The following is a 20,505-nucleotide window of genomic DNA, read 5'->3' as shown; positions in this document are numbered from 1 at the left end:
TGTTCACACGTCTGGCACTGAGGCTGGTCGAGTGGGCGCACCTTCGTCGTGGAGGTGTGCTCGTGACGGTCTCGATGCGGGTCATGTCGGCCGGCGACGGCTATGCGTACCTGCTGCGCTCGGTCGCCACCGGCGACGGCCTGGGGTCGCGGTCCTCTACGCTGACCCGGTATTACGCCGAGGCAGGCACACCGCCGGGGACCTGGATGGGTTCGGGCGTCGCCCAGTTCGGCGAGGGCGAACTGCAGGCGGGCATGACCGTCACCCCGGAGCAACTGCAGGCGCTCCTGGGCCGCGGGTGCGACCCGCTGACCGGGACCGGCCTCGGACGCCCGTACCAGCGGTACGTGACCGTGGGGGAGCGCATCGCTGCCCGCGTCGCGGGGGTCGACCGCAAGCTGCCCGCTGCCGAGTACGACGCCGAGGTCGCCCGGATCGAGTCCGAGGAGACCGAACGAGGACCGCGCACCTCGGTGGCCGGTTTCGACCTGACGTTCTCCGTGCCGAAGTCTGTCTCGGTGCTGTGGGGGGTGGCCGATGCCCGCACGCAGGAGCTGATCGTCGAGGCCCACCACTCTGCGGTCGCGCAGGTGCTGGACTTCGTCGAGCGCGAGGTCGCCGCCACCCGTGTCGGCTCCGGGGGCGTCGCGCAGGTCGACGTCTTGGGTGTCGCGGCGGTGGCATACGACCACTGGGACTCGCGCGCCAACGACCCGCAGCTGCACACGCACCTGGTGGTCGCGAACAAGGTCCGTACCGCGGCCGACGGCGAGTGGCGCACGCTGGACTCGCGGGCGATCCACCACGCGACCGTCGCCCTGTCGGAGTACTACAACGCCGTGCTCGCCGACCGCCTCAGTGGGACGTTGGGCATCGAGTGGCAGCAGCGTGCCCGGGGCAAGGATCGCAACCCGGCTTGGGAGATTGTCGGCGTCCCCGATGAGCTGATCGCCGAGTTCTCCAGCCGGTCTCGTGACATCGAGCTCGTCAAGGACCGCCTGATCGCTGAGTATGTCCGCACCCATGGGCACACACCGTCGGCGGCGACGATCGTGCGGCTGCGCGCCCAGGCCACGCTGGACACCCGCCCGGACAAGACCATCCACCCCTTGGCCAACCTGACCGAGGCCTGGCGCGAGCGAGCGCAGCAAGTCCTGGGGGCCGACCCGGTTGGGTGGGCACGGCACCTGACCGTCTCTGGCCACGCACGTGCGTTCACCGCCGAGCAGGTTCCGACGGACGTCATCGCAGAGGCCGGGGCCCGGGTGGTCACCGCGGTCGGGGAGCGGCGCTCGACCTGGCGGCACTGGAACCTGTGGGCCGAAGCCTCCCGGCAGACGATGGGCTGGCGGTTCGCGACCATCGAGGACCGTGAGGCCGTGGTCGCCATGATCACCGACGCCGCGGCCGGCCAGTCCCTGCAGCTGACCCCACCGGAGATCGCAACCACCCCAGCGCTGTGGCGGCGGCCCGACGGGACCAGCATGTTCCGTCCCCGGCACGGTGCGTACTTCACCTCCGAGGACCTGCTGGCCGCCGAAGCCCGACTGCTCGACCGTGCGGCCGACCGCACCGCACCCCGCGTGCCCGCCGGCGTGGTCGCGCCGGCCGCCGCGGTCCGACACGACGGCAACATGCTCACCACCTACCAGGCCGGGGTGCTCGAGGCCGTCGCGACGTCCGGGCGGCGGGTGGACGTCATCGTCGGCCCGGCGGGCGCAGGCAAGACCACCGCGATGCGCGCACTCCGAACCGCGTGGACGGCCCGGCACGGCACAGGCTCGGTCGTCGGACTCGCGCCATCCGCCGCAGCGGCCGCGGTGCTCGCCGAGGACCTTGGAATCGCGTGCGACAACGCGGCCAAGTGGCTCTACGAGCACGCCCGGGGCCGCGCCGAGTTCCGGGCCGGACAACTCGTCATCATCGACGAGGCCACCCTCGCCGGCACCCGCGCCTTGGACCGCATCACCGCCCTGGCGAAGGCCGCCGGAGCCAAGGTCGTGCTCGTGGGGGACTGGGCACAGCTGCAGTCCGTCGACGCCGGCGGCGCCTTCTCGCTCCTGGTCGACGCGCGCGGCGACGACGTCCCCGAACTGAACGAGGTACACCGCTTCACCAACGACTGGGAGAAGCGCGGCTCGCTGGAGCTGCGCCGCGGCGAGGCCGACGTCATCGGCACCTACGCCGCCCACGGCCGGCTGCGTGAGGGCACCACCGCCCAGATGATCGACGCCGCCTACCAGGCCTGGCGCGCCGATATTGCCGCCGGGCGCACCAGCATCCTGGTCACCGACTCCGCCGAGTCGGTGCGCCAGCTCAACGAGCGCGCCCGCGCCGAACGCATCCAGACCGGGGAAACCTCGGCGGGCCGCGACGTCGCCCTCGCTGACGACGCGCGGGCTTCGGTCGGCGACCTCGTCATCACCCGCCGCAATGACCGCACGCTGCGCACCGGCCGCACCGGTTGGGTCCGCAACGGCGATCGGTGGAGGGTCATCGACGTGCGCTGCGACGGGTCCGTCCACGTGCGCCGCGCTGGGCGGCGGCTCGGGGCCAGCGTCGTGCTGCCCGCCGCCTACGTCGCCGAGCACGTCGACCTCGGCTACGCGGTGACCGCACACCGCGCCCAGGGGCTCACCGTCGACACCTCCCACGTCGTGGTCTCCGGGTCCACCACCCGCGAGAACCTGTACGTGTCCATGACCCGCGGCCGGAACGCCAACATCGCCTACGTCGCGCTCGACGAGCCCGACGATTCCCATGGCACCCCGCAGCCGGCGGACGTCTCGGCAAGGACAGTGCTGTACGGGGTGCTCAAGCACTCCGGGCTCGAGCTGTCCGCACACCAGACCATCAGCGCCGAGCACGACAGGTGGACAGGGAGCGCCCAGCTCGCGGCCGAGTACGACCTCATCGCTGCCACCGCCGAACGCGACCGGTGGCGAAAACTCGTGCTCGGTGCCCTCACCGTCGCGGGCCGCATGAGCGAGGCCGAGGCGGCGGGCGCGATCGCCTCCGATGGCTTCGGCGCGCTCGTGGCGGAGCTGCGCCGGGCCGAGGCCAACCACCACGACGTGCGCACGCTCCTGCCACGCGTGGTCGCCGAACGCAGCCTGCTCGACGCCGAGGACGTCACCGCTGTGCTGTCCCACCGGGTGGCCAAGGCCGCCGCGAGACCGATCGGCAGCCGAATGCGGGATCTCATTGCCGGGCTCATCCCCAAAGTCCGCGGCCACGTGCCCGCCGACGTGCGCGGTGCGCTCGACGAGCGCCGCGACCTGATCGAAGCGCGCGCCCAGGCGCTCGCCGAGACCGCCGTCCGCCACCGCGCGCCCTGGGTGCTGCGGATCGGTGAACCACCGCTCGGACGCAGCGACCGCCAGCGGTGGCTGCGACACCTGGCGGTCGTGGCCGCGTACCGGGACAGGTATGGCGTCACGAGCCGCAACCCGGTGGGACCCGAAGCGGAGTCCCCGGCGCAGCGGCACGATGCCCAGCTCGCCGTGGCGGCATTGCGCAGCGCGCGAGCCATCGCAGGCACGAGGACGCCGGTGGTCGAGGCCTCGCTCCGTGCGGGTCTCAGCCTCCGGTAGCGCTCGCACGGCGCTCTCGACGTAAGACATGGGCCCGACCATGGCACCTGATGGTCGGCGTCGACCCGCACCGAGGCGGATCTGGGGATGACTCTCGCCGCTGCATGGAGCGGCCGGAGAGTGCGCCGGCGCCCACGTCACGCGCGGGGTGACGCGAGTGCTGTCCACGTCTCGCCCTGTCCATAGGGCAGTTCGGATGAGTGGTCGTCCACAGATTGGCGGGGGAGCGCCCCGTGGTCGCGGCTGACCTCTGGACCTTGGGTTCACGGGTCGGCTCGACCGGAGCCGCCAAGAACTCGAGGTGCTCCGATGGTCTTCCGACTCAGTTTTGCGCTCACCAGGATGGTCATCGCCGCCTTCCAGCTATGGATGCCGACGAACCAGCTGGTCCGCTGGATCTACACCGACCGCGGCCTGAAGTGGGGCGCGCCGATCGCCGTCGTGCTCGCGCCCGCCTACTTCCAGCTCGGCCACCTCTTCCAGGAGCGGATCGAAACGGGCGGGAGCGGCTGGTGGTGGCTGGCACTGGCGTGGGCAGTCATCAACTGCTTGAAGTTCGTCAGTGTCGCCGTACGTGCACCGCTCATGTGGGCATACCGGGCCGCCCGTCGGGCGATCCGTCGCGGTGCGGCCGGCCCCACTCGAGCCGCCGTCTGAACCCATGACGTCGGCTCCGGAGGCGTCTGCGCACCTGTGAAATACCCAGCCGCGCTGTGCCGCCGGTGTCGAACGACGGAAGAGAACCATGAACCCGAAACAGTTGCCTCTGCTCACCACTGCTCGCCAGTGCCTGGCGCGGCTGTGCGCCGGCCGGGACGCGCCAGCTCCGGCGTTGGCGCTGTACGAGAGCGCGCTTATCAAGCTCGCGGCTGTCCACCAACCGTCCGGTGAGGCGTTCGTCGCTGGCGTCGACCTGCCCGTGAACGCCGGGCGCGGGACGTTGTATGCCACCGCATACCAGGGCATCGGCGCTCTGATCGGCTTCGGCGTCCCGTGGGACAACTTGTACCCGATGCTGGCCGATCTGTCGGAGGCGTGGGGGATTGAACAGGTTTCGAGCTGCCCCGAGTGCCGGGCGGAATACGAGCGGGTAGCTGCCGAAGACGGCGGCACGCTGCCGTCGGGCCACTACCTGCTGTACCGCGTCGCCAGGACGAACCTGCACGCCCTGGCCGCCAGGGTCCCGGCGACGAGCCTGGTCGACTATTGGCTCGTCCTCGAGATCCTCGACTCCCTGTACGACCCGGCCGACAGGGTGGCCGCCGAGTCGCCCATCATCGGCTCGAAGCGTCTGCTGTACGCGACAGCCCGCGCAGCGCTAGAAGAACTCGCGGCATTCGGGCTCGACGAGCGGCTCCTGGAGATCCGCGACGTGCTCGACAGCAGCTGGCGGCAGGACCCGGATCACTCCGGGATCCTCATGGACGGGCAAGCCTAGTGTACGGGCAGGTCGCTGCCTCGCTTCGCGCGACGATGACCGAGCTGCTGCACATGAAGCGCGTCAGCGCCTACCTCGGTGGACCGCACGGCAAGCTGGGCGAGACCACCACCCGGACCGAGCGTGAGGCCGCCGCGCACAAGATCCTGCGGTACCGCGCCGTCGTCTGGAACTACGCCCTGCAGACAGCGACGGCGGTCATCCCACCTGCAGCCAGCACGGGTTGGGAGGCCCCGCTGCGACTGATCAGCTGGCTCGAGAAGGAACAGCCCACGCCGGAGGCTCTGCCAGGCGGGCGCGGCGTCAGCGCGCTCGAGCTCGGTACGGTGCAGGACATCCCACTCGTCGAAATCTGGCGGCGACTCGCCGTCGCCTCGCTAGTAGGGCGAGAGCGCGAGCTGCCTGTGCTCGCCGACAAGATCGACAACGACCAGGCCAGGGTCGTCCTGCGGGATGTCGCCGACCTGGTACGCGCACTGGTCATCCTCGACGTCCGCTACTCCGCCATCCCCGGCTGGCAACGATTGGGACTCAAGAGTTCTTCTCACAATATCGACCCGACCAAGCGCGTCCTGGTGAACTCGACCATCGCCGCAGCCCAGCTATGCAGTCAGTGGGTGGGGAACCTGTCGCCGGAGGATGCCGTTCGGACCGACAGGCTCGGCTACGTCGACCGTGCTCCGCTGTTGCCGATGCCATACCCGTTCGGCATCGACGGCGCGATCGCCGCACTCCACAACACCTACGTCCGGCTTGGCCTGGAGTTCCCACGAGCCGACGTCCTCACCGCGATCGTGCGCGTCCAACGGCGACTGTCGGTTCTCGCCCTGGAGCTGGCCCGGGCGGCCGTCGACGAGGAGCACACCAACGCGTTTGAGGACCGCGCCGAGCGGTGCGCGCGTGTACTTCAGCCGCTCGCGAAGGACGTCGGAGGGAACCTCGGCGACGGCCGGGCAACGATGGCCGATTCTCAAGCCGCGCTGTTCGCGCTCGCTGACGCAGCACAGATCGGCGATACGGCGTCCACCGAGGACCTGCAGTCGATGAACCGGCTATTCACCATGATTGACAAGCGAGTAGCCACCCGAATCCGCCAAGGCATCCACGACCGCCGCTACTTCGTGAGCCGAGAGCTCGGCCTCTCTAGCGAGCGGGTCGGGGGCGTGCGCCGGGCCATCAGGAAGTACGAGCCGATCACAAAAGTTTCACACCCTGACCTCATCGCTGCGGTGAAGCGCCTGGCCCCGCATGCGCCTAGCGGAGTCGTGAGTACTGACGCGCTGTCGGCGCGGACTGAGTTCACTGCGCTCGTCGGGAGTCCCGAGAAGCACCGGAGCGGAAGGCGAGTGTCGCAGAGGACTGTCGCTCCTGACGCGGCTCGGCTGCGCGGGCTTAGCGGGCACGCGGGCGTAGGCGGCCAGTTTGAGGGGACATCTATCTGAAAACCTGAGCCAATGCCGACGCTGCCACTTGGCGACGGCACTGGCATTGGTAGCCAGAGCCGTGTGGCGACGGACGCCGTACCAAAGGCGGACATCTCGCCGTCGTATATATGGGTCAACCTGGTGGCGTGTCACCGTCGTGTGAGAGATTGCTGCAGTTGGGTCAATCAGCCCATGCAATGGTGAGCACGGAGGACTGACATGAGCGAGCGCGACAGGGCATCCCGCACGACCGAGAGTAAGCAGCAGCTCGAGGAGAAGAGCCTTCTCGGGTCTTCTTACTCCTACGTGGACGTCGGGCAGGTAAGTTCCCAGACGCTGAAGGATATTGCTGACAACGGCGACGATTGATTCCTAACAGCGTCGCAGCTGTCGTCTCTTTCCTGCTGCTGCTCGCACCAGGCATCGTCTGGCAGGTCCAACGCGCCCGTTACCGGCCCGCGGTCAAGGAGACCGCGCTCGTCGAGGTCTCGCGGGTCATCCTTGTCTCCCTGTTTTCGACAGCAGGTGCTGCGGCCCTCCTGATGGCATGGGTTTGGCTGCCGCTGTACCGCTCCGCCATCGAAGACGGAAGTGGAGCGTTGAACTCACCCGCCTCCGCGGTGCCTTACATCGGAGCGGTCGTCGCGACCTCGATGCTTGCGTGCGCGCTGACCTATGCCGTGGCTGCATTCAAGTGGACGGGTAAGCCACCTATCAGCGAGGGGCGGGTGTGGAGCCAAGCGTTCGTCGATTGGAGGCCCCCGGCAGCCGGGCCACCGTACCTGACCGTCGAACTCCTCGACGGAACGGTCTGGCGGGGTCAACTCTTGGGCTTCGATTCCGACCCAGAGGACGACCAGCGCAGTCTCGCCGTCGGTCGTCCACTTCGTCGCAAACGCCCGGGTGACGAAGACTTCGAGGAGAAGGACGACGAGTGGCGAGCCGTCATCCTGCCGGAGTCTCAGATCAAGTCGATCCAAGTGGTCTACCCCCGAAGGGCGTGAAGGTCACGAATTGCGGCCTCCGCCAGCCCGGCTACAAGTTACCTCTGCAACTGTGGCTAAAGTACAGGCCGGCCGCCGTGTTGTTGAGGGTTAGTAATTCCCACAGGGCAGGCTCGATCAGGTCGAAGGCGTCAGGAGGGTTGGGCGTCCCTGACGAATCAGATCTCCATCCAGTGCCGAGCCGGTGGCAGTGGGGTTGCGCGCAACGGCTGCCCGGGGCCCGACGAGACGCTGTCGGCGAGCGCCGGGGCCGCACACCGGCCGACCTCCCCAGGAGCTGTACGAGGAGATCCGCATCGCGTACGACCCGGCCTCGACGGCGCTGATCGACGTCGCCCACTGTCGAACACGCACGCGGGCCCCGCCCTTGGCGCGCACGCCGCGGGTGCCGTCGACGATGTCGTGCTTGTTTGACGTGACCAGGACTGCACCGGGGCGTCGAGGGTCGCGGACACCGCCCGGGAGGGCGTGATGATGACAGTTCCAACTCGTTTTAGCGGTCGGCGCCGCACGTCTTCGTACGACTAACCCTCGGTACTGTGACCCCCGAGTCGCTCCAAAATTAGCGAGTCGAGACTCTTAGGCGTCCAAGGCTCACTTGCGAGCAGGTAGTTTCGGAGCAGCCTTCGCAGCAGCAGCACTCCGATGTGATTCGTCCCGAACTCCGAATCTGCAAGCCTAACCTTCGAATTTTTGGGCGTGCTCCCGTGGACGATCTGAGATCTCTGGGAATACACCTGCTTTAGGAGTTCGTAGATGATGTTGGGTTGGAACTCGGTTGCGAGAGCTGCCGCCGCTCGTTGTGACATGCGGTGCGTCAGTTCGTCGCGACCATGGCTGAGCAGAGCCTCAATGCCGATTGTGGCATCAAGGATCTCGTCTTCTATGTCAGCGCGAAATGTCGATCGGAAGCAGCGCCTAGCCGCGAGCCGGACGTTGGTTGGGCTCCCTTCCAAAGCGGCGACCATCGATGCAACCTCCGAAACCTCGTCAGCCGTGATGGGCTCCTTTGGCCGCAGCCATCCGCCATCGAAATCGTCCGGATAGGCCTTAACGGTGGCGGCACGCCAAACATGGGGAAGATCGCCGAGCCATCCAGAAGACGAGACCCAGTTGTCGGAGCGAACCACTATCTGGGCATAGCCAGACTTCTTGCCGGTCGCGATGTGCAGGCACTCGAGAATGCGATCGACCGTTTCGAGGGGTACTGGCGCCGGCGTGGGACCGCGCCTCAAATCCGGCGGCCACATGCTATTCGGAAATGTGCTGTTTCGCTGAACAATCGCGTGTGTCGCCGCTGCGGCGATCCACGGGGAGACCGCGTCATTGTGAAGCATATTGAGCGCCCGGGTGCGGTGGAGCGATTCATCCATCGGCTCCAGCCAATACGAGTCGATTAGGTGGACGGGCTCTGTCGTTTCAAACGCGGTCATGACAAGGGGTACGACGACATCGCCCGTGAGCTCTCGTTCAAACCTCCCACGCTCGACTTGGAGGTACAAATCGAGCAGGCCTGCCTCGTCTTCAATTCCGAGGGCCTCGGCCCGGCCCAGAATCATGCCAATGATGGACAAAAAATCCATCGCCATGTACAGGTGGCGCCGCTCAGGATCCTCAATGTGCCACAGGTAGCTCAAACCCGTTGCGAACTCCTGGTCTTGCTCGGCGCGTTCGATCGCACACCGCATACTCTCGGCCAGCTCGGGAACTTCCTCAACAACGACGTTGGAGAATTTGCCGGGCTTTAGCGAGAACATCGAAGTCCAATCAGCAGGGCCACTGGCCCCGACACGATCGGCGACCACGAGGGGCCAGCCGAGGTCGCTCTCGTGGTACTTCCTGGTGTCGACCGTCGTCACATATCGGCCGGAATCAAGGTATGCCTTGCCAGCCGCACGCGCAGGGCCAAGAGCCCGTCGAACAAGATCCCAAAGGTCTGGCCGGATAGGTTCGGACACTCCTCGAATCTACCGGGCTCGGTGTGGCTGGCGACCGCGCCGAGGCTCTGCGCGGCCCCACCGTGCTGGCCGAACAGCTCATCCGACGGCTGTCACCGGCCGTCAGACCTGGTCAGCGGCAGGAGCGGTCAGGCCGGTGCGCGAAGTCGGCCTGCGGCCGTTCCCGACCTCGGCTCAACTGCACTTCACCGCCACCGGCTCGGCCACCACCGGGCCACACACGGATCCTGAAGAGGGACAAGTCGTGCAGCACACCAAGGGCGGCGGCGAGCGGTTTCGGTGCTTCTTCGGGGATTCGCAGCACCCACGCGCTCCCCGAGAAGTCCAGGTTGGCTCCCGGTCCGTTGAGAACCGCGTCCTCCTCTGCCAGGTCCAGTGCCTCGCACTCGACGACGACCTCGAACCACATGCCATGTCTCCGAGCAGAGGCTCATCATGCGAGGGATGTTCTGCTGTTCGGATTTCCGGGATGGGGACCAGGAACGGTCGAGGCGCCCGGAGGCATGGGGACGCCCCGGCCGGATGTGGAGCCGGGGCGCGGCTAACGCCGCGTGAGGCTCTCGCTCGTCAAGTTCCACGTCTGACTCGCTCGGGGGAAGGGAAGGCCCCGGGTTGAGTGGATTCCACGCGAGTTCCGCGGGTGAGCCCGGATTCCACGCGAGTTCCGCGGGTGAGCCCGGATTCCACGCGAGTTCCACGGGTGAGCCCGGATTCCACGCGAGTTCCACGCATCTGTGGCTGGCGAATGACCGCCGTTGACCACGCTGAGAAGAGGTGCAACCCTGGTGTCGGCTCACTGAGAAACGTTGGTATTGCACCGATTGTGGGAGGTTGCGACGTTCTTGTGAGCGTTCGTGACAAACGGACTCCGGGGAGTGCCGGGAGTTGTGAACCGGCGGGGAGCTGAGCGCGGGGCGAACGGTGTGGCTATCGGCATAACGATGTAGTCGCCGAGCGCGGTACGTGGCGGGACGGAACTATCCGCTAGGAGCTTGACGCATGGCCACCGAATTATGAGCACGCGTACTTGAGACTCGACTTCCCAGGAGCAATGGCGAACCAACACCCCACTAGGAGCGGGCGCGGCGCCGAGTTTGACCTGAGGTAGAGGAAGGTGAACTCAGCGGTTGAGCGTCTTCCCTGGTCCTTGTACCACTACCGGACAAGATTGGGGCTTCCGCCGCTGCCGGCCTATCCCGCTCCCATGTGAACCTAGTTCACGGGTTGACCGCGTTGGGAGCCCATGTGTAGTGTCACGGTCGAGGAAGGGTGTGAATCGGGTACACAAGTAAAGGCGGTGGAGGTTATGGGCAGGCACAGGGGTGGTAGGTTCCACATGGAGCGCGAGTTCGGAGCTGTCGGTCGTCGGCTGGTCCTCGTGGACATCGAGAACTACCTCGGTCGACGCTACGTGACCTGCGAGGCGACCCGCTGGGTCGCCAGTCAGCTGGACACGCTACTCGGGCTGCGCGAAAACGAGCTCGTTGTCGTCGGCACGAGCCACGCGCAGAACCTCCTGGCCGCGCGCGCTGCGTGGTGCCACGTGCGGCATGTGGCGCGCCTTGGTCAGGACGGTGCGGACCTGGCCCTGCTTGATGTGCTTACCGAGGACGTCGACGAGCGGTTTACGGAGGTCGTGATCGTCTCCGGTGACGGCATCTTCGCGGCCGCGATTGCTTCCCTCGCTGGAAGCAACATCACGACGACCGTCATTGCCCGCCCCGAGGCGCTCTCCGCCCAGCTCCGACTGGCCGCGCAGCGTGTGCTGTGCCCGACGGTCCAGTTCTTCGGTCCTGTTATCGACGGGGTGGTGGCGTGATGACCGCTCAGGCTCAGCGGGTCATTCGGGCTAGTGACATCGCCAGCCTCGCTGGCGTGAGCCCTGCCGCGGTCGCCAACTGGCGCGATCGCCACAAGGACACGTTCCCGACACCGACGGGTGGAACCACCGCGCGGCCTCTCTACGACTACGACGAAGTAGTGAGATGGCTGCGAGACAATGGCAAGCGGGTTCGCGAGGTGACTTCGAGTGACCTTCTGTGGTCCGCGATGGACAGCCTGCGAGGCGTCCTTGAGCCCGAGTCGTTCGGCCGGTTCGTCCTGACCCTGCTCGTCATTCGCAAGCTGTCTTTCTCGAACAGCACGGTCCAGAGCCTCTGGGGCAAGGCGCGCTCGGGCGCTAGTTCGCCTCGCGCCGCGCACCTGCTCGACCAGCTTCTCCACGGCGCTCGCTCGGCCGCGCCCGAAGCCAGCGAACTCCTTGAGGGGGAGTGGCCGCGCGATGAACTGCATGGGGGGCATATCCGACAGCTGATTGACACCGTCGACTCCATGGCCGAAAACGACCTCCCTGATGCTGCTTCCGCAGTCTTGGTGCGCGTGACCCGTTCGCAGGCCCGTCGCGGCGGCGAGTCGGGCGCCGTTGGTTCCGCAACCGCGCAGGTCCTGGCGTCCCTGGCAACCCGCACCAACCTCGTCGGGGCGAAGTCCCACGCCGGACTCCACTCCGCCATGCCGGAGGTGCTCGCTCTGCTGGAGCCTGTTAGTGAACTAACGTCCGTCTATGACCCGGCATGTGGAATCAGTGAGGCGCTGCTCACGGTTCACCAGGCGCACCCGAACGCCCAGCTGATTGGCCGCGAGAGAGTCCGAAGCGTTCTCACGATCGCGCAGCAGCGGGCGTACCTAGCGGACATTGACGCAGACCTCGCGCAAGCCAATACGTTTGAGACGGACCCGTGGCCGGCCGGACGTGCCGACGCTATTGTCGCCGAGCCACCGTTCGGGATGCGACTGACCGAGAAGCTCGCGGACTGGGACAAGCGTTGGCAGTTCGGGACACCAAACGGCGGCGCGTCGGATTTCGCATGGCTCCAGGACGCGATCGCGCATTTGAAGCAGGAAGGCCGTGCCTACGTACTGCAGGCCGGTGGCCCACTGTTCCGGGGAGCGCACGCGGGCTCGATTCGGCGTGGTCTCGTGAGCGCCGGCTGCGTCGAGTCAGTCATCGCTCTCCCCAGCAACCTACTGACCTACACGTCGGTACCCCTGTTTGTCTGGGTACTTCGAGTCCCGAGAACGACTGCTGAGGCCGTGAAGTTCATTGACGCGTCACTCGAGAAGGACGAGATCCGAGCCGTGGACGTGTCCATCGCCGATCTACTCAACGAGGGCGCCAACCTCACTCCGAGGCGGTGGTTGGCTGACGTCGCACTCGAGGACGTCGACGTCGCGGCAGAAGCGCGTCGGGCAGAGGGGGCTCTGAATCGGGCGCTCGACGCGGCTGCGACCCGTAACGGCGGAACACTCCCCCCGATCGATTTCGACGGAACGCGGGTGCTTTCACTCAGCGACCTTCTGAAGTTCGGTTCGGTGTGCGAACTCCGGCGAGGGTCGGTCGTGCCTGGAGAGAAGGGGGACACTCCCACGGGAGTTATCCGCCCAAGTCACCTGCGCGAAGGGCTGCCCGAGCACCGCCCGGCCCCGGGGATCGCTGACCCCGCGAAGCTCACCCAGCCGGGCGATGTGCTTGTGACCACACGGCACAGTGTTCAGGCCGCTGTGGACACAGTTGGTGGCTACGCGGTGTCGAACCAGGTCTGGATCCTGGCAGTGAACACGAACGTGCTGCTGCCTGCGTACTTAGCCGTGGCCCTCACCGGAACGTGGAATAACAAGTTCCAGGTGGGCACCGCGATTAAGCACGTCAATTTGAAGGACCTCGAGATCCCGGTCCCAAGCCTGGAAGAGCAGGAGCAGATCGTTAGAGCGATTGCCGGGGCCGAGATGGCCCGCCGTACAGCGCTTCAGGTAGCGGATGCTGCTGTCAACTTCACCGAAGGGCTGCTCAACGCAGTCCGCTACGGAGCGGATCTGACGACCGGGTGAGATCCCGATCGACTCCCACTCCGACCTCGTTGTCAGTGCTGACTAGCACAATCACCTCTTAGACCGAAACGACGAAGGAACACTATGAGCCCCGCCAATGTCAATAAGATTGCCTCTTTCATCTGGGGCATCGCTGATGACGTCCTGCGCGACCTGTACGTCCGCGGCAAGTACCGCGACGTCATCTTGCCCTTCACTGTGCTGCGCCGGCTCGACGCTGTCCTCGAGCCCAGCAAGCAGAAGGTCATGGACTTGAAGAAGGTGCTCGACGACGCCGGCATCATCGACCAGGACCAGTCGCTCCGTGCCGAGGCTGGCCAGGCGTTTTGGAACACCTCCCCGTTCACGATGCGCGAGCTTCGTGGTCGGTCGTCACAAGCCCGCCTGCAGCAGGACTTCATGGCGTACCTGGACGGGTTCAGCCCAAATGTGCAGCGCATCATCGACAACTTCGAGGTGCGCCAGCAGATCCCCAAGCTCGCAAAGGCCGACGCCCTCGGCGCGCTGATCGAAAAGTTCCTCGACCCCGCCATCGACCTCAGCCCAGACGGGCTGGACAACCACGCCATGGGCACCGTGTTCGAGGAACTCGTGCGCCGCTTCAACGAGGCCAACAACGAGGAAGCCGGCGAGCACTGGACCCCGCGCGACGCGGTGCGCCTGATGACCAGGCTCATCTTCGACCCCATCGCCGACCAGATCCCCGACGGCACCTACACCCTGTACGACGGCGCCATGGGCACCGGCGGCATGCTCACCGTCGCCGAGGAGACCCTCCAGGGGCTCGCCAAGAAGAGCGGCAAGCGGATCGTCACCAACCTGTTCGGCCAGGAGATCAACGCCGAGACCTACGCCATCGCCGTCGCCGACCTCCTGCTCAAGGGCGAGGGCGCAAACGCCGACGGCCTCGTCGGCGGCCCCGAGTACTCGACCCTCTCGAACGACGCCTACCAGGGCAAGTCCTTCGACTTCATGCTCTCCAACCCGCCCTACGGCAAGAGCTGGGCGACCGACCAGCAGCGCATGGGCGGCAAGAAGGAAATCATCGATCCCCGTTTCATCGTCGACCACGACGGCGATCCCGAGTTCAGCCTCATCACCCGATCCAGTGACGGGCAGATGCTCTTCCTGGCCAACATGGTCTCGAAGATGAAGAAGAACACCCCGCTGGGCAGCCGCATCGCCGAGGTCCACAACGGATCCTCCCTCTTCACCGGCGACGCCGGCCAGGGCGAGTCGAACATCCGCCGCTACATCATCGAGAACGACTGGCTCGAAGCGATCATCGCCCTGCCGCTCAACATGTTCTACAACACCGGCATCGCCACCTACATCTGGGTCCTGACCAACCGCAAGCCCGAGCACCGCAAGGGCAAGATCCAGCTCATCGACGCCACCGAGTGGTACACGCCCCTACGCAAGAACCTCGGCAACAAGAACCGCGAACTGGGACCCGACGACATCGAACGGGTTCTCCAAGCGTTCCGCGACTTCGAGAGCGCTGGCGACGACGGCGACCGCTCCAAGGTATTCGTCAACGCCGAGTTCGGGTACTCCAAGGTACAGGTCGAACGGCCCCTGCGGCTGGCGGGCCTCGACCCGAACACGATCTACAGCGCCGCCCAGATCAACAAACTCCTCAAGGACGGCGCCAAGCGACACCCGAATGCCGCGCCCGCCATCACCAAGGTCCACCCGAAGGGCACCGCACCGGACCCATTCCTCGGGCTGTTCGAGGCCGACTTCCGCGGCACCACCCGGGTCGTCTCCTACATGCCCGACCCCCAACTCCGCGACACCGAGCAGATCCCCCTGCTTGAGCCCGCCGGAGAGTGGCGCGACGGCATCGAGGCATTCGTCCGCCGCGAAGTGCTGCCCTACGCGCGTGACGCATGGGTCGACGAGTCGAGGACCAAGATCGGCTACGAGATCAACTTCACCAAGCACTTCTACAAGCCAGCCCCACTGCGCACTCTCGACGAGATCCGCGCCGACATTCGCGCGCTCGAAGCCGAGTCCGACAACCTCATCGCGGAGATCGCCCACTGATGTTCCAAAACCTCAAGCCGTATCCGGCGTACAGCGGCGCGGGATTGCCCTGGCTCGACCGCTACCCGTCGCATTGGGACAAGCGGCGGTTCAAGCAAGTGCTGCGATCCGTTGACTCACGTTCAACGACCGGCGAGGAGGAGCTTCTTACTGTCTCGTCTGCGCGAGGAGTCGTCCCCCGGTCGTCTCAGGCAGTCACCATGTTCAAAGCCGCAAGCTATGTCGGCCACAAGCTTGCGTCCCCTGGCGACCTCGTAATCAACTCCCTCTGGGCCTGGGGCCGAGGGCTCGGGGTGTCGCGCCACTTTGGGATCGTCAGTACCGCGTACGGCGTGTATCGACAGGTCGAACCTGGACTTGTTGACCCTGACTATCTCCACTTCTACGTCCGCTCGGAGCCATACAATTGGGAATTGCGCGAGCGTTCCCGTGGCATCTGGATCTCCAGGCTTCAACTGACCGACGATCGGTTTCTCACGAGCCCGTTTGTCGCGCCTCCGATAGAGGAGCAGCGGGCAATCGTCACCTACCTCAGCCACGCGCACCAGCGGATCAACAGGGCGATCGCTGCAAAGCAAAGCTTGATCAAATTGTTGCGGGAACAAGAAGAAGCAATCATTCGCGAGACCATTAGCCGCGGCGTGTCGGCAGCGAAGGTCAAGGAGTCGGGGCTCGGGTGGCTCCGGGTGATCCCGGAGCACTGGTCAGTTGTGGCTCTGCGCTACCTCGCAACGCTTGGGAATGGCAGTACGCCAGCTCGCTCAAATCCGGCCTATTGGACTGACGGGTCGTTTCCTTGGCTCAACTCGGCTGTGGTCAATCAGGGTGTCGTCCGGAAGTCGGACCAATTCGTCACGGACATAGCGCTCGCCGAGTGCCATCTGCCCATCGTGGCGCCTGGCAGTGTTCTAGTCGGCATTACAGGTCAGGGGCGCACCCGCGGTATGGCGGCGCTACTTGAGGTACCGGCTACGGTCAACCAGCACCTGGCATATATGACTCCTGACCGAAGCCAACTCGTGAGCGACTATTTGCTTTTGGTGCTGAAGGCGGCCTACGGGGAACTTCGGCGAATTAGCAGCGACTCGGGTAGCACGAAGGGTGCTCTCACTGTCGCCGACCTGAAGGCGTTCCGCATCCCATTGCCCCCCATCGAAGAGCAGTTCGCGGTCGCCCGCGCCGTCGAGCGACAGGTAGCAGCTACGCGCAGTCTGTCGGCTCGGGCAGAGCAGGAAATTGCTCTTCTTGTGGAATTCAGGACTCGGCTTGAGTCGGAGGTCGTGACCGGTCAGGTTGATGTGCGCGAAGTTGCGGCAGCGCTTCAACCACTTGACGAAGCTGAAGTCGTCGCCGGGCTTGACCAGGCACCAATGGAAGGCGACGACGAGATCGTCGTCGAAGACGTCATGGAGGACGCATGAATGCGACGCTAATGAATGAGGAGAGCTTGGAGGCCCTCATCGTCAAGCAGATGGTCGACGTCAACTGGAAGCAGGGCATCATCAACCCAGCACTGGCGGTGGTTGCGCCCGAGAAGCAGGTCGAGGTGTCTTTTAGCCCAGGTTACGGGCTCGACATCCGGCAGCTCGCTGCGTTCCTTCAGCAGACTCAGCCGGCGATCGCTGAGGCTGTCGGCTTGGGGGAGGCGTGGGCAACGGAGAACCCCGCTCGGACGAAGTTTCTGGCGAAGCTCCAGGGCGAGATCACCAAGAGCGGGGTGGTGCATGTTCTGCGGCACGGGTTCGGGCACGCCGCTGTGCCGCACATCAACTTCTACTACCCGATCCCGACGCCGGGGAACACGATGGCCGAGGCGCTCCACGCGGCGAACGGGTGGGTCGTCGCCCGGCAGGTGCACTATTCGCCGGTGGACGCCAGCAGGTCTCTCGACCTGGTCGCGTTCGTCAATGGTCTGCCGATCGCGACGTTCGAACTGAAGAACTACATCACCAAGCAGACCGTGGCGGACGCTGTCGCTCAGTACCAGATCGACCGCAATCCGAAGGAGCTACTTTTCCAGCCGGGGCGGTGCCTGGCGCACTTTGCGGTCGACGACAAGCGGGTCAAGTTCTGCGCTGAGCTCGCCGGGCCCAAGTCGTGGTTTCTGCCGTTCGATAAGGGCTACCAGGACGGCGCGGGCAACCCGCCGAACCCCAACGGGCTGATGACGGACTACCTGTGGCGGCAGATCCTCGCGCCGTCGTCCCTCGCGGACATCATCGAGAACTACGCGCAAGTGACCACCACCAAGGACGCGAAGACGGGCAGGAAGTCCCAGAAGACCATTTTCCCGCGCTACCACCAGCTCGACGTCGTCCGTCGGCTGCTCGCCGACGTCTCGACGAACGGCGCCGGGCGCCGGTACCTGATCCAGCACTCGGCCGGGTCAGGCAAGTCGAACTCGATCGCGTGGCTGGCCCACCAGCTCATCGAGGCGAAGCACGATGGCACGAACGCCGTCGACTCAGTGCTGGTCGTGACCGACCGGCGGATTCTGGACGGTCAGATCAAGGAGACCATCAAGTCCTTCACCCAGGTCGGGTCGACGATCGCGCACGCCGAACATTCCAGCGACCTGAAGAACGCGATCGAGGCGGGCAAGCGGATCATCATCACGACGGTCCAGAAGTTCCCGTACATCGTGGGGAGCCTGGGCGCCGAGCACCGGGGACGGAAGTTCGCCGTCATCATCGACGAGGCGCATTCGTCACAGACAGGCAAGGCGGCTGCTGCGCTCTCGGGATCTCTGTCCGCTGAGGGAGCGCAGGGTGAGGACGAGTCGGCCGAGGACATGCTGCTGCGGATGGTTGAGCAGAAGAAGCTGCCGGCCAACGCCTCCTACTTCGCGTTCACCGCGACCCCGAAGAACAAGACGCTCGAGCTCTTTGGCGAGCCGGTTCCCGGTGAGGTGGGCAAGCGGCCGTTCCACTCGTACACGATGAAGCAGGCGATCCAGGAGGGGTTCATCCTCGACGTCCTGCAGGGCTATGTGCCCGTGGATAGTTACTACAAGCTGGTCAAGACCGTTGAGGACGACCCGGAGTTCGACGCAACCAAGGCGTCGAAGAAGCTGCGTGCGTACGTCGAGGGTCATGAGACCGCGATCCGCAAGAAGGCGGAGATCATGGTCGATCACTTCCATACGCAGGTGATCGGCAAGCACAAGATCGGCGGCAAGGCACGCGCGATGGTCGTGACCAAGACCATTGCCCGGGCGATCGACTACTACGAGGCGATCCGCGACTACCTCGTCGAGCGCGGCAGTCCGTACAAGGCCATCGTGGCGTTCTCGGACTTCGAGCGTGACGGCAAGAAGGTCACCGAGGCCGACTACAACGGCTTCCCCGGGAAGGAGATCCCGGACCGCATCCAGGAGGACCCGTACCGGATCCTCGTGGTGGCCGACAAGTACCAGACCGGGTACGACGAGCCGCTGCTGCACACCATGTACGTCGACAAGCCGTTGTCGAGCGTTCTCGCGGTGCAGACGCTGTCGCGCCTCAACCGCGCGCGGCCCGGGAAGACCGACACCGCGGTGCTCGACTTCGCCAACACTGCCGATGAAATCCGTTCCGCGTTCGAGCCGTACTACCGGACCACCGTCCTGGCTGGCGAGACCGACCCCGACAAATTGCACGACCTCCAGAGCGCGCTCGCGCGGGCCGGCGTGTACTCGGACGAGGACGTCGACCGTTTCGTGGCGCTGTTCCTTGACGAGAATGTCGACAGGTCGCAGCTCGACCCAATCCTCGACCACTGCGCCGCGGAGTACATCGAGCAGCTCGACGAGGACGAGCAGATCGAGTTCAAGAGTCAGGCCAAGGCGTTCGTGCGGACCTACTCGTTCCTCTCGCTGGTGCTGCCGTTCAGCAATGTGGGCTGGGAGAAGCTCTCGATCTTCCTCGGCCTACTTATCCCCAAACTGCCGGCGCCGGAGGAGACCGACCTGTCGGCCGGCATCCTCGAGACGATCGACATGGACTCCTACCGCATCGAGAAGCGCGAGGAGGTCTCGATCGCTCTCGCCGATGCCGAGGGGGAGCTGGAGCCAGTACCTACCGGCGGAGGGGGACGGGGCATCGATCCGGAGCTCGAGCGCCTATCCGAGATCCTCAACCAGTTCAACGACCTGTTCGGCAACATCAACTGGGACGACGCCGACCGCATCCGGGACCGGATCACCACCGAGATCCCCGAGCGGGTGCTCGCTGATGAGGACTACGCCAACGCCCGCGCCAACAATGACCCCGACAACGCCAAACTGGCGATGACCGCCGCCCTCGGGAAGGTCATGCAGGGGATGCTCCGTGACGAGACGCAGCTCTTTAAGCAGTTCGTCGACAACCCGGACTTCAAGGCCTGGCTGACTGACGCGGTGTTCCGGTCGACCTACGACAGGAAGGCCGCATGATGACAGGACGGCGGGTATTGGTCCGACCGTCAGAGGAGGAGCGTTAGTGCCTAGGCGCCATGCATGGCAGTACACGCTGGAAGAGGCGCGACGGCAGGCGCTGATTGCGATCGACTTCTACAACCGCCCGGGTGATCGGCGAAGCTTCTCGGACTTCATCGCCCACGTGCATCTTGCATGGCAGAACCTGCTCCACGCTGGCCGCATGCGTCGCAAGGCCGAAATCTTCTACCGCGAGGCTGGTCGCCAGCGCCGCTTCAGAAGGAATCCTGACGGTTCCAAGAAGACGTGGGGCCTCGCTCAGTGCTTGAAGTTCGAGTTCAAGGACGGTGACCCGATCCGGGCCAACATCGAGTTCATTATTGGGCTGCGAAACCATGCAGGCTGGCGGCCGCTACTCCAGGAGTCTGCAGGGCTGTCCGACTAATGCCTCTATTATCCGACCATCTTTCACCGGACGACGCCGAGGAACTGCGCCGGCTGGGGACCAGGGAGGAGCCTTCGCGGCCACCAGCCCCGCGGGCGCCGGCCGCGGCAGTGAGGGCTGTTCCTCCAAGTGAGGCCGGCGAGCCGAGCCAACGGTTGGCGCAGAAGCCCGCAAAGATGCCCGCGGTGATGCCGCTCGCCGATCTTCCCCAGGGGTGCTCGTTGAAATTCCCCACCCGGAGGCGGTTGTCAATGTAGCGGTCGCGGGTTGCCGGTGGTGGCTCGGCGGAGGGTGTCGGTGGCGGCGTGGTGGG

14 protein-coding genes are annotated in these 20,505 nt (G+C 65.6%); 12 read left to right on the top strand and 2 right to left on the bottom strand.

Annotated features, from left to right (window positions below; genetic code table 11):
* The first annotated feature begins 62 nt into the window (after nucleotides 1-62).
* From mobF to GD970_RS09655, 6 genes are all read left to right on the top strand, one after another.
* Nucleotides 63-3,593, top strand: a complete 3,531-nt coding sequence (gene mobF / locus GD970_RS09675; RefSeq protein ID WP_319593458.1) for a MobF family relaxase — start codon at nucleotides 63-65, stop codon at nucleotides 3,591-3,593.
* A gap of 309 nt (nucleotides 3,594-3,902) precedes the next feature.
* Entirely contained in the window at nucleotides 3,903-4,250 is a 348-nt protein-coding gene (locus GD970_RS09670; protein ID WP_152202685.1) for a hypothetical protein, read from the top strand.
* Nucleotides 4,251-4,338: 88 nt separating this feature from the next.
* Entirely contained in the window at nucleotides 4,339-5,031 is a 693-nt protein-coding gene (locus GD970_RS09665; protein ID WP_152202684.1) for a hypothetical protein, read from the top strand.
* Between the two features lie 35 nt (nucleotides 5,032-5,066).
* Nucleotides 5,067-6,473 carry a hypothetical protein gene (locus GD970_RS09660; protein WP_152202683.1) on the top strand — a complete coding sequence of 469 codons (1,407 nt, stop codon included), beginning with the start codon at nucleotides 5,067-5,069 and terminating at the stop codon, nucleotides 6,471-6,473.
* A gap of 201 nt (nucleotides 6,474-6,674) precedes the next feature.
* A complete protein-coding gene (locus GD970_RS21600; protein ID WP_155524110.1) occupies nucleotides 6,675-6,824 on the top strand; it encodes a hypothetical protein in 150 nt (49 codons plus the stop codon).
* On the top strand, nucleotides 6,821-7,459 hold the full coding sequence (locus tag GD970_RS09655) for a DUF6338 family protein (RefSeq protein ID WP_152202682.1): 639 nt from the start codon (nucleotides 6,821-6,823) through the stop codon (nucleotides 7,457-7,459). The genes GD970_RS21600 and GD970_RS09655 overlap by 4 nt, the downstream gene beginning before the upstream one ends.
* Nucleotides 7,460-7,983: 524 nt before the next feature.
* Here the strand turns inward: GD970_RS09655 and GD970_RS09650 are convergent.
* Together GD970_RS09650 and GD970_RS09645 are read right to left on the bottom strand one after the other, a co-directional pair.
* On the bottom strand, nucleotides 7,984-9,318 hold the full coding sequence (locus GD970_RS09650; protein ID WP_152202681.1) for a HEPN domain-containing protein: 1,335 nt from the start codon (nucleotides 9,316-9,318) through the stop codon (nucleotides 7,984-7,986).
* Nucleotides 9,319-9,529: 211 nt separating this feature from the next.
* The gene (locus GD970_RS09645) at nucleotides 9,530-9,826 is read right to left on the bottom strand and encodes a hypothetical protein (RefSeq protein ID WP_152202680.1); all 297 of its coding nucleotides are present in this window, start codon (nucleotides 9,824-9,826) and stop codon (nucleotides 9,530-9,532) included.
* Nucleotides 9,827-10,753: 927 nt separating this feature from the next.
* On the opposite strand from GD970_RS09645, the gene GD970_RS09640 reads away from it, so the two are divergent.
* From GD970_RS09640 to GD970_RS09615, 6 genes are all read left to right on the top strand, one after another.
* Nucleotides 10,754-11,236 carry an NYN domain-containing protein gene (locus GD970_RS09640; protein WP_170297198.1) on the top strand — a complete coding sequence of 161 codons (483 nt, stop codon included), beginning with the start codon at nucleotides 10,754-10,756 and terminating at the stop codon, nucleotides 11,234-11,236.
* Nucleotides 11,237-11,292: 56 nt separating this feature from the next.
* Nucleotides 11,293-13,305: an N-6 DNA methylase gene (locus tag GD970_RS09635; RefSeq protein WP_170297197.1), complete on the top strand. Its 2,013-nt coding sequence runs from the start codon at nucleotides 11,293-11,295 to the stop codon at nucleotides 13,303-13,305.
* Nucleotides 13,306-13,389: 84 nt separating this feature from the next.
* Nucleotides 13,390-15,354, top strand: a complete 1,965-nt coding sequence (locus GD970_RS09630; RefSeq protein ID WP_152202677.1) for a type I restriction-modification system subunit M — start codon at nucleotides 13,390-13,392, stop codon at nucleotides 15,352-15,354.
* Nucleotides 15,354-16,775 carry a restriction endonuclease subunit S gene (locus tag GD970_RS09625; RefSeq protein ID WP_152202676.1) on the top strand — a complete coding sequence of 474 codons (1,422 nt, stop codon included), beginning with the start codon at nucleotides 15,354-15,356 and terminating at the stop codon, nucleotides 16,773-16,775. Before GD970_RS09630 ends, GD970_RS09625 begins: the two co-directional genes overlap by 1 nt.
* Complete coding sequence (locus GD970_RS09620) at nucleotides 16,772-19,765, top strand: type I restriction endonuclease subunit R (protein WP_152202675.1); 2,994 nt, start codon at nucleotides 16,772-16,774, stop codon at nucleotides 19,763-19,765. Before GD970_RS09625 ends, GD970_RS09620 begins: the two co-directional genes overlap by 4 nt.
* A 46-nt stretch (nucleotides 19,766-19,811) precedes the next feature.
* Nucleotides 19,812-20,192: a DUF3644 domain-containing protein gene (locus tag GD970_RS09615; RefSeq protein ID WP_226925258.1), complete on the top strand. Its 381-nt coding sequence runs from the start codon at nucleotides 19,812-19,814 to the stop codon at nucleotides 20,190-20,192.
* Nucleotides 20,193-20,505 lie beyond the last annotated feature (313 nt).

Source organism: Georgenia thermotolerans, assembly GCF_009193185.1.
GTDB classification, from domain to species: domain Bacteria; phylum Actinomycetota; class Actinomycetes; order Actinomycetales; family Actinomycetaceae; genus Georgenia; species Georgenia thermotolerans.
Note: the sequence above shows the minus strand (reverse complement) of the source record. Positions and strands in the feature narration are given on the sequence as shown.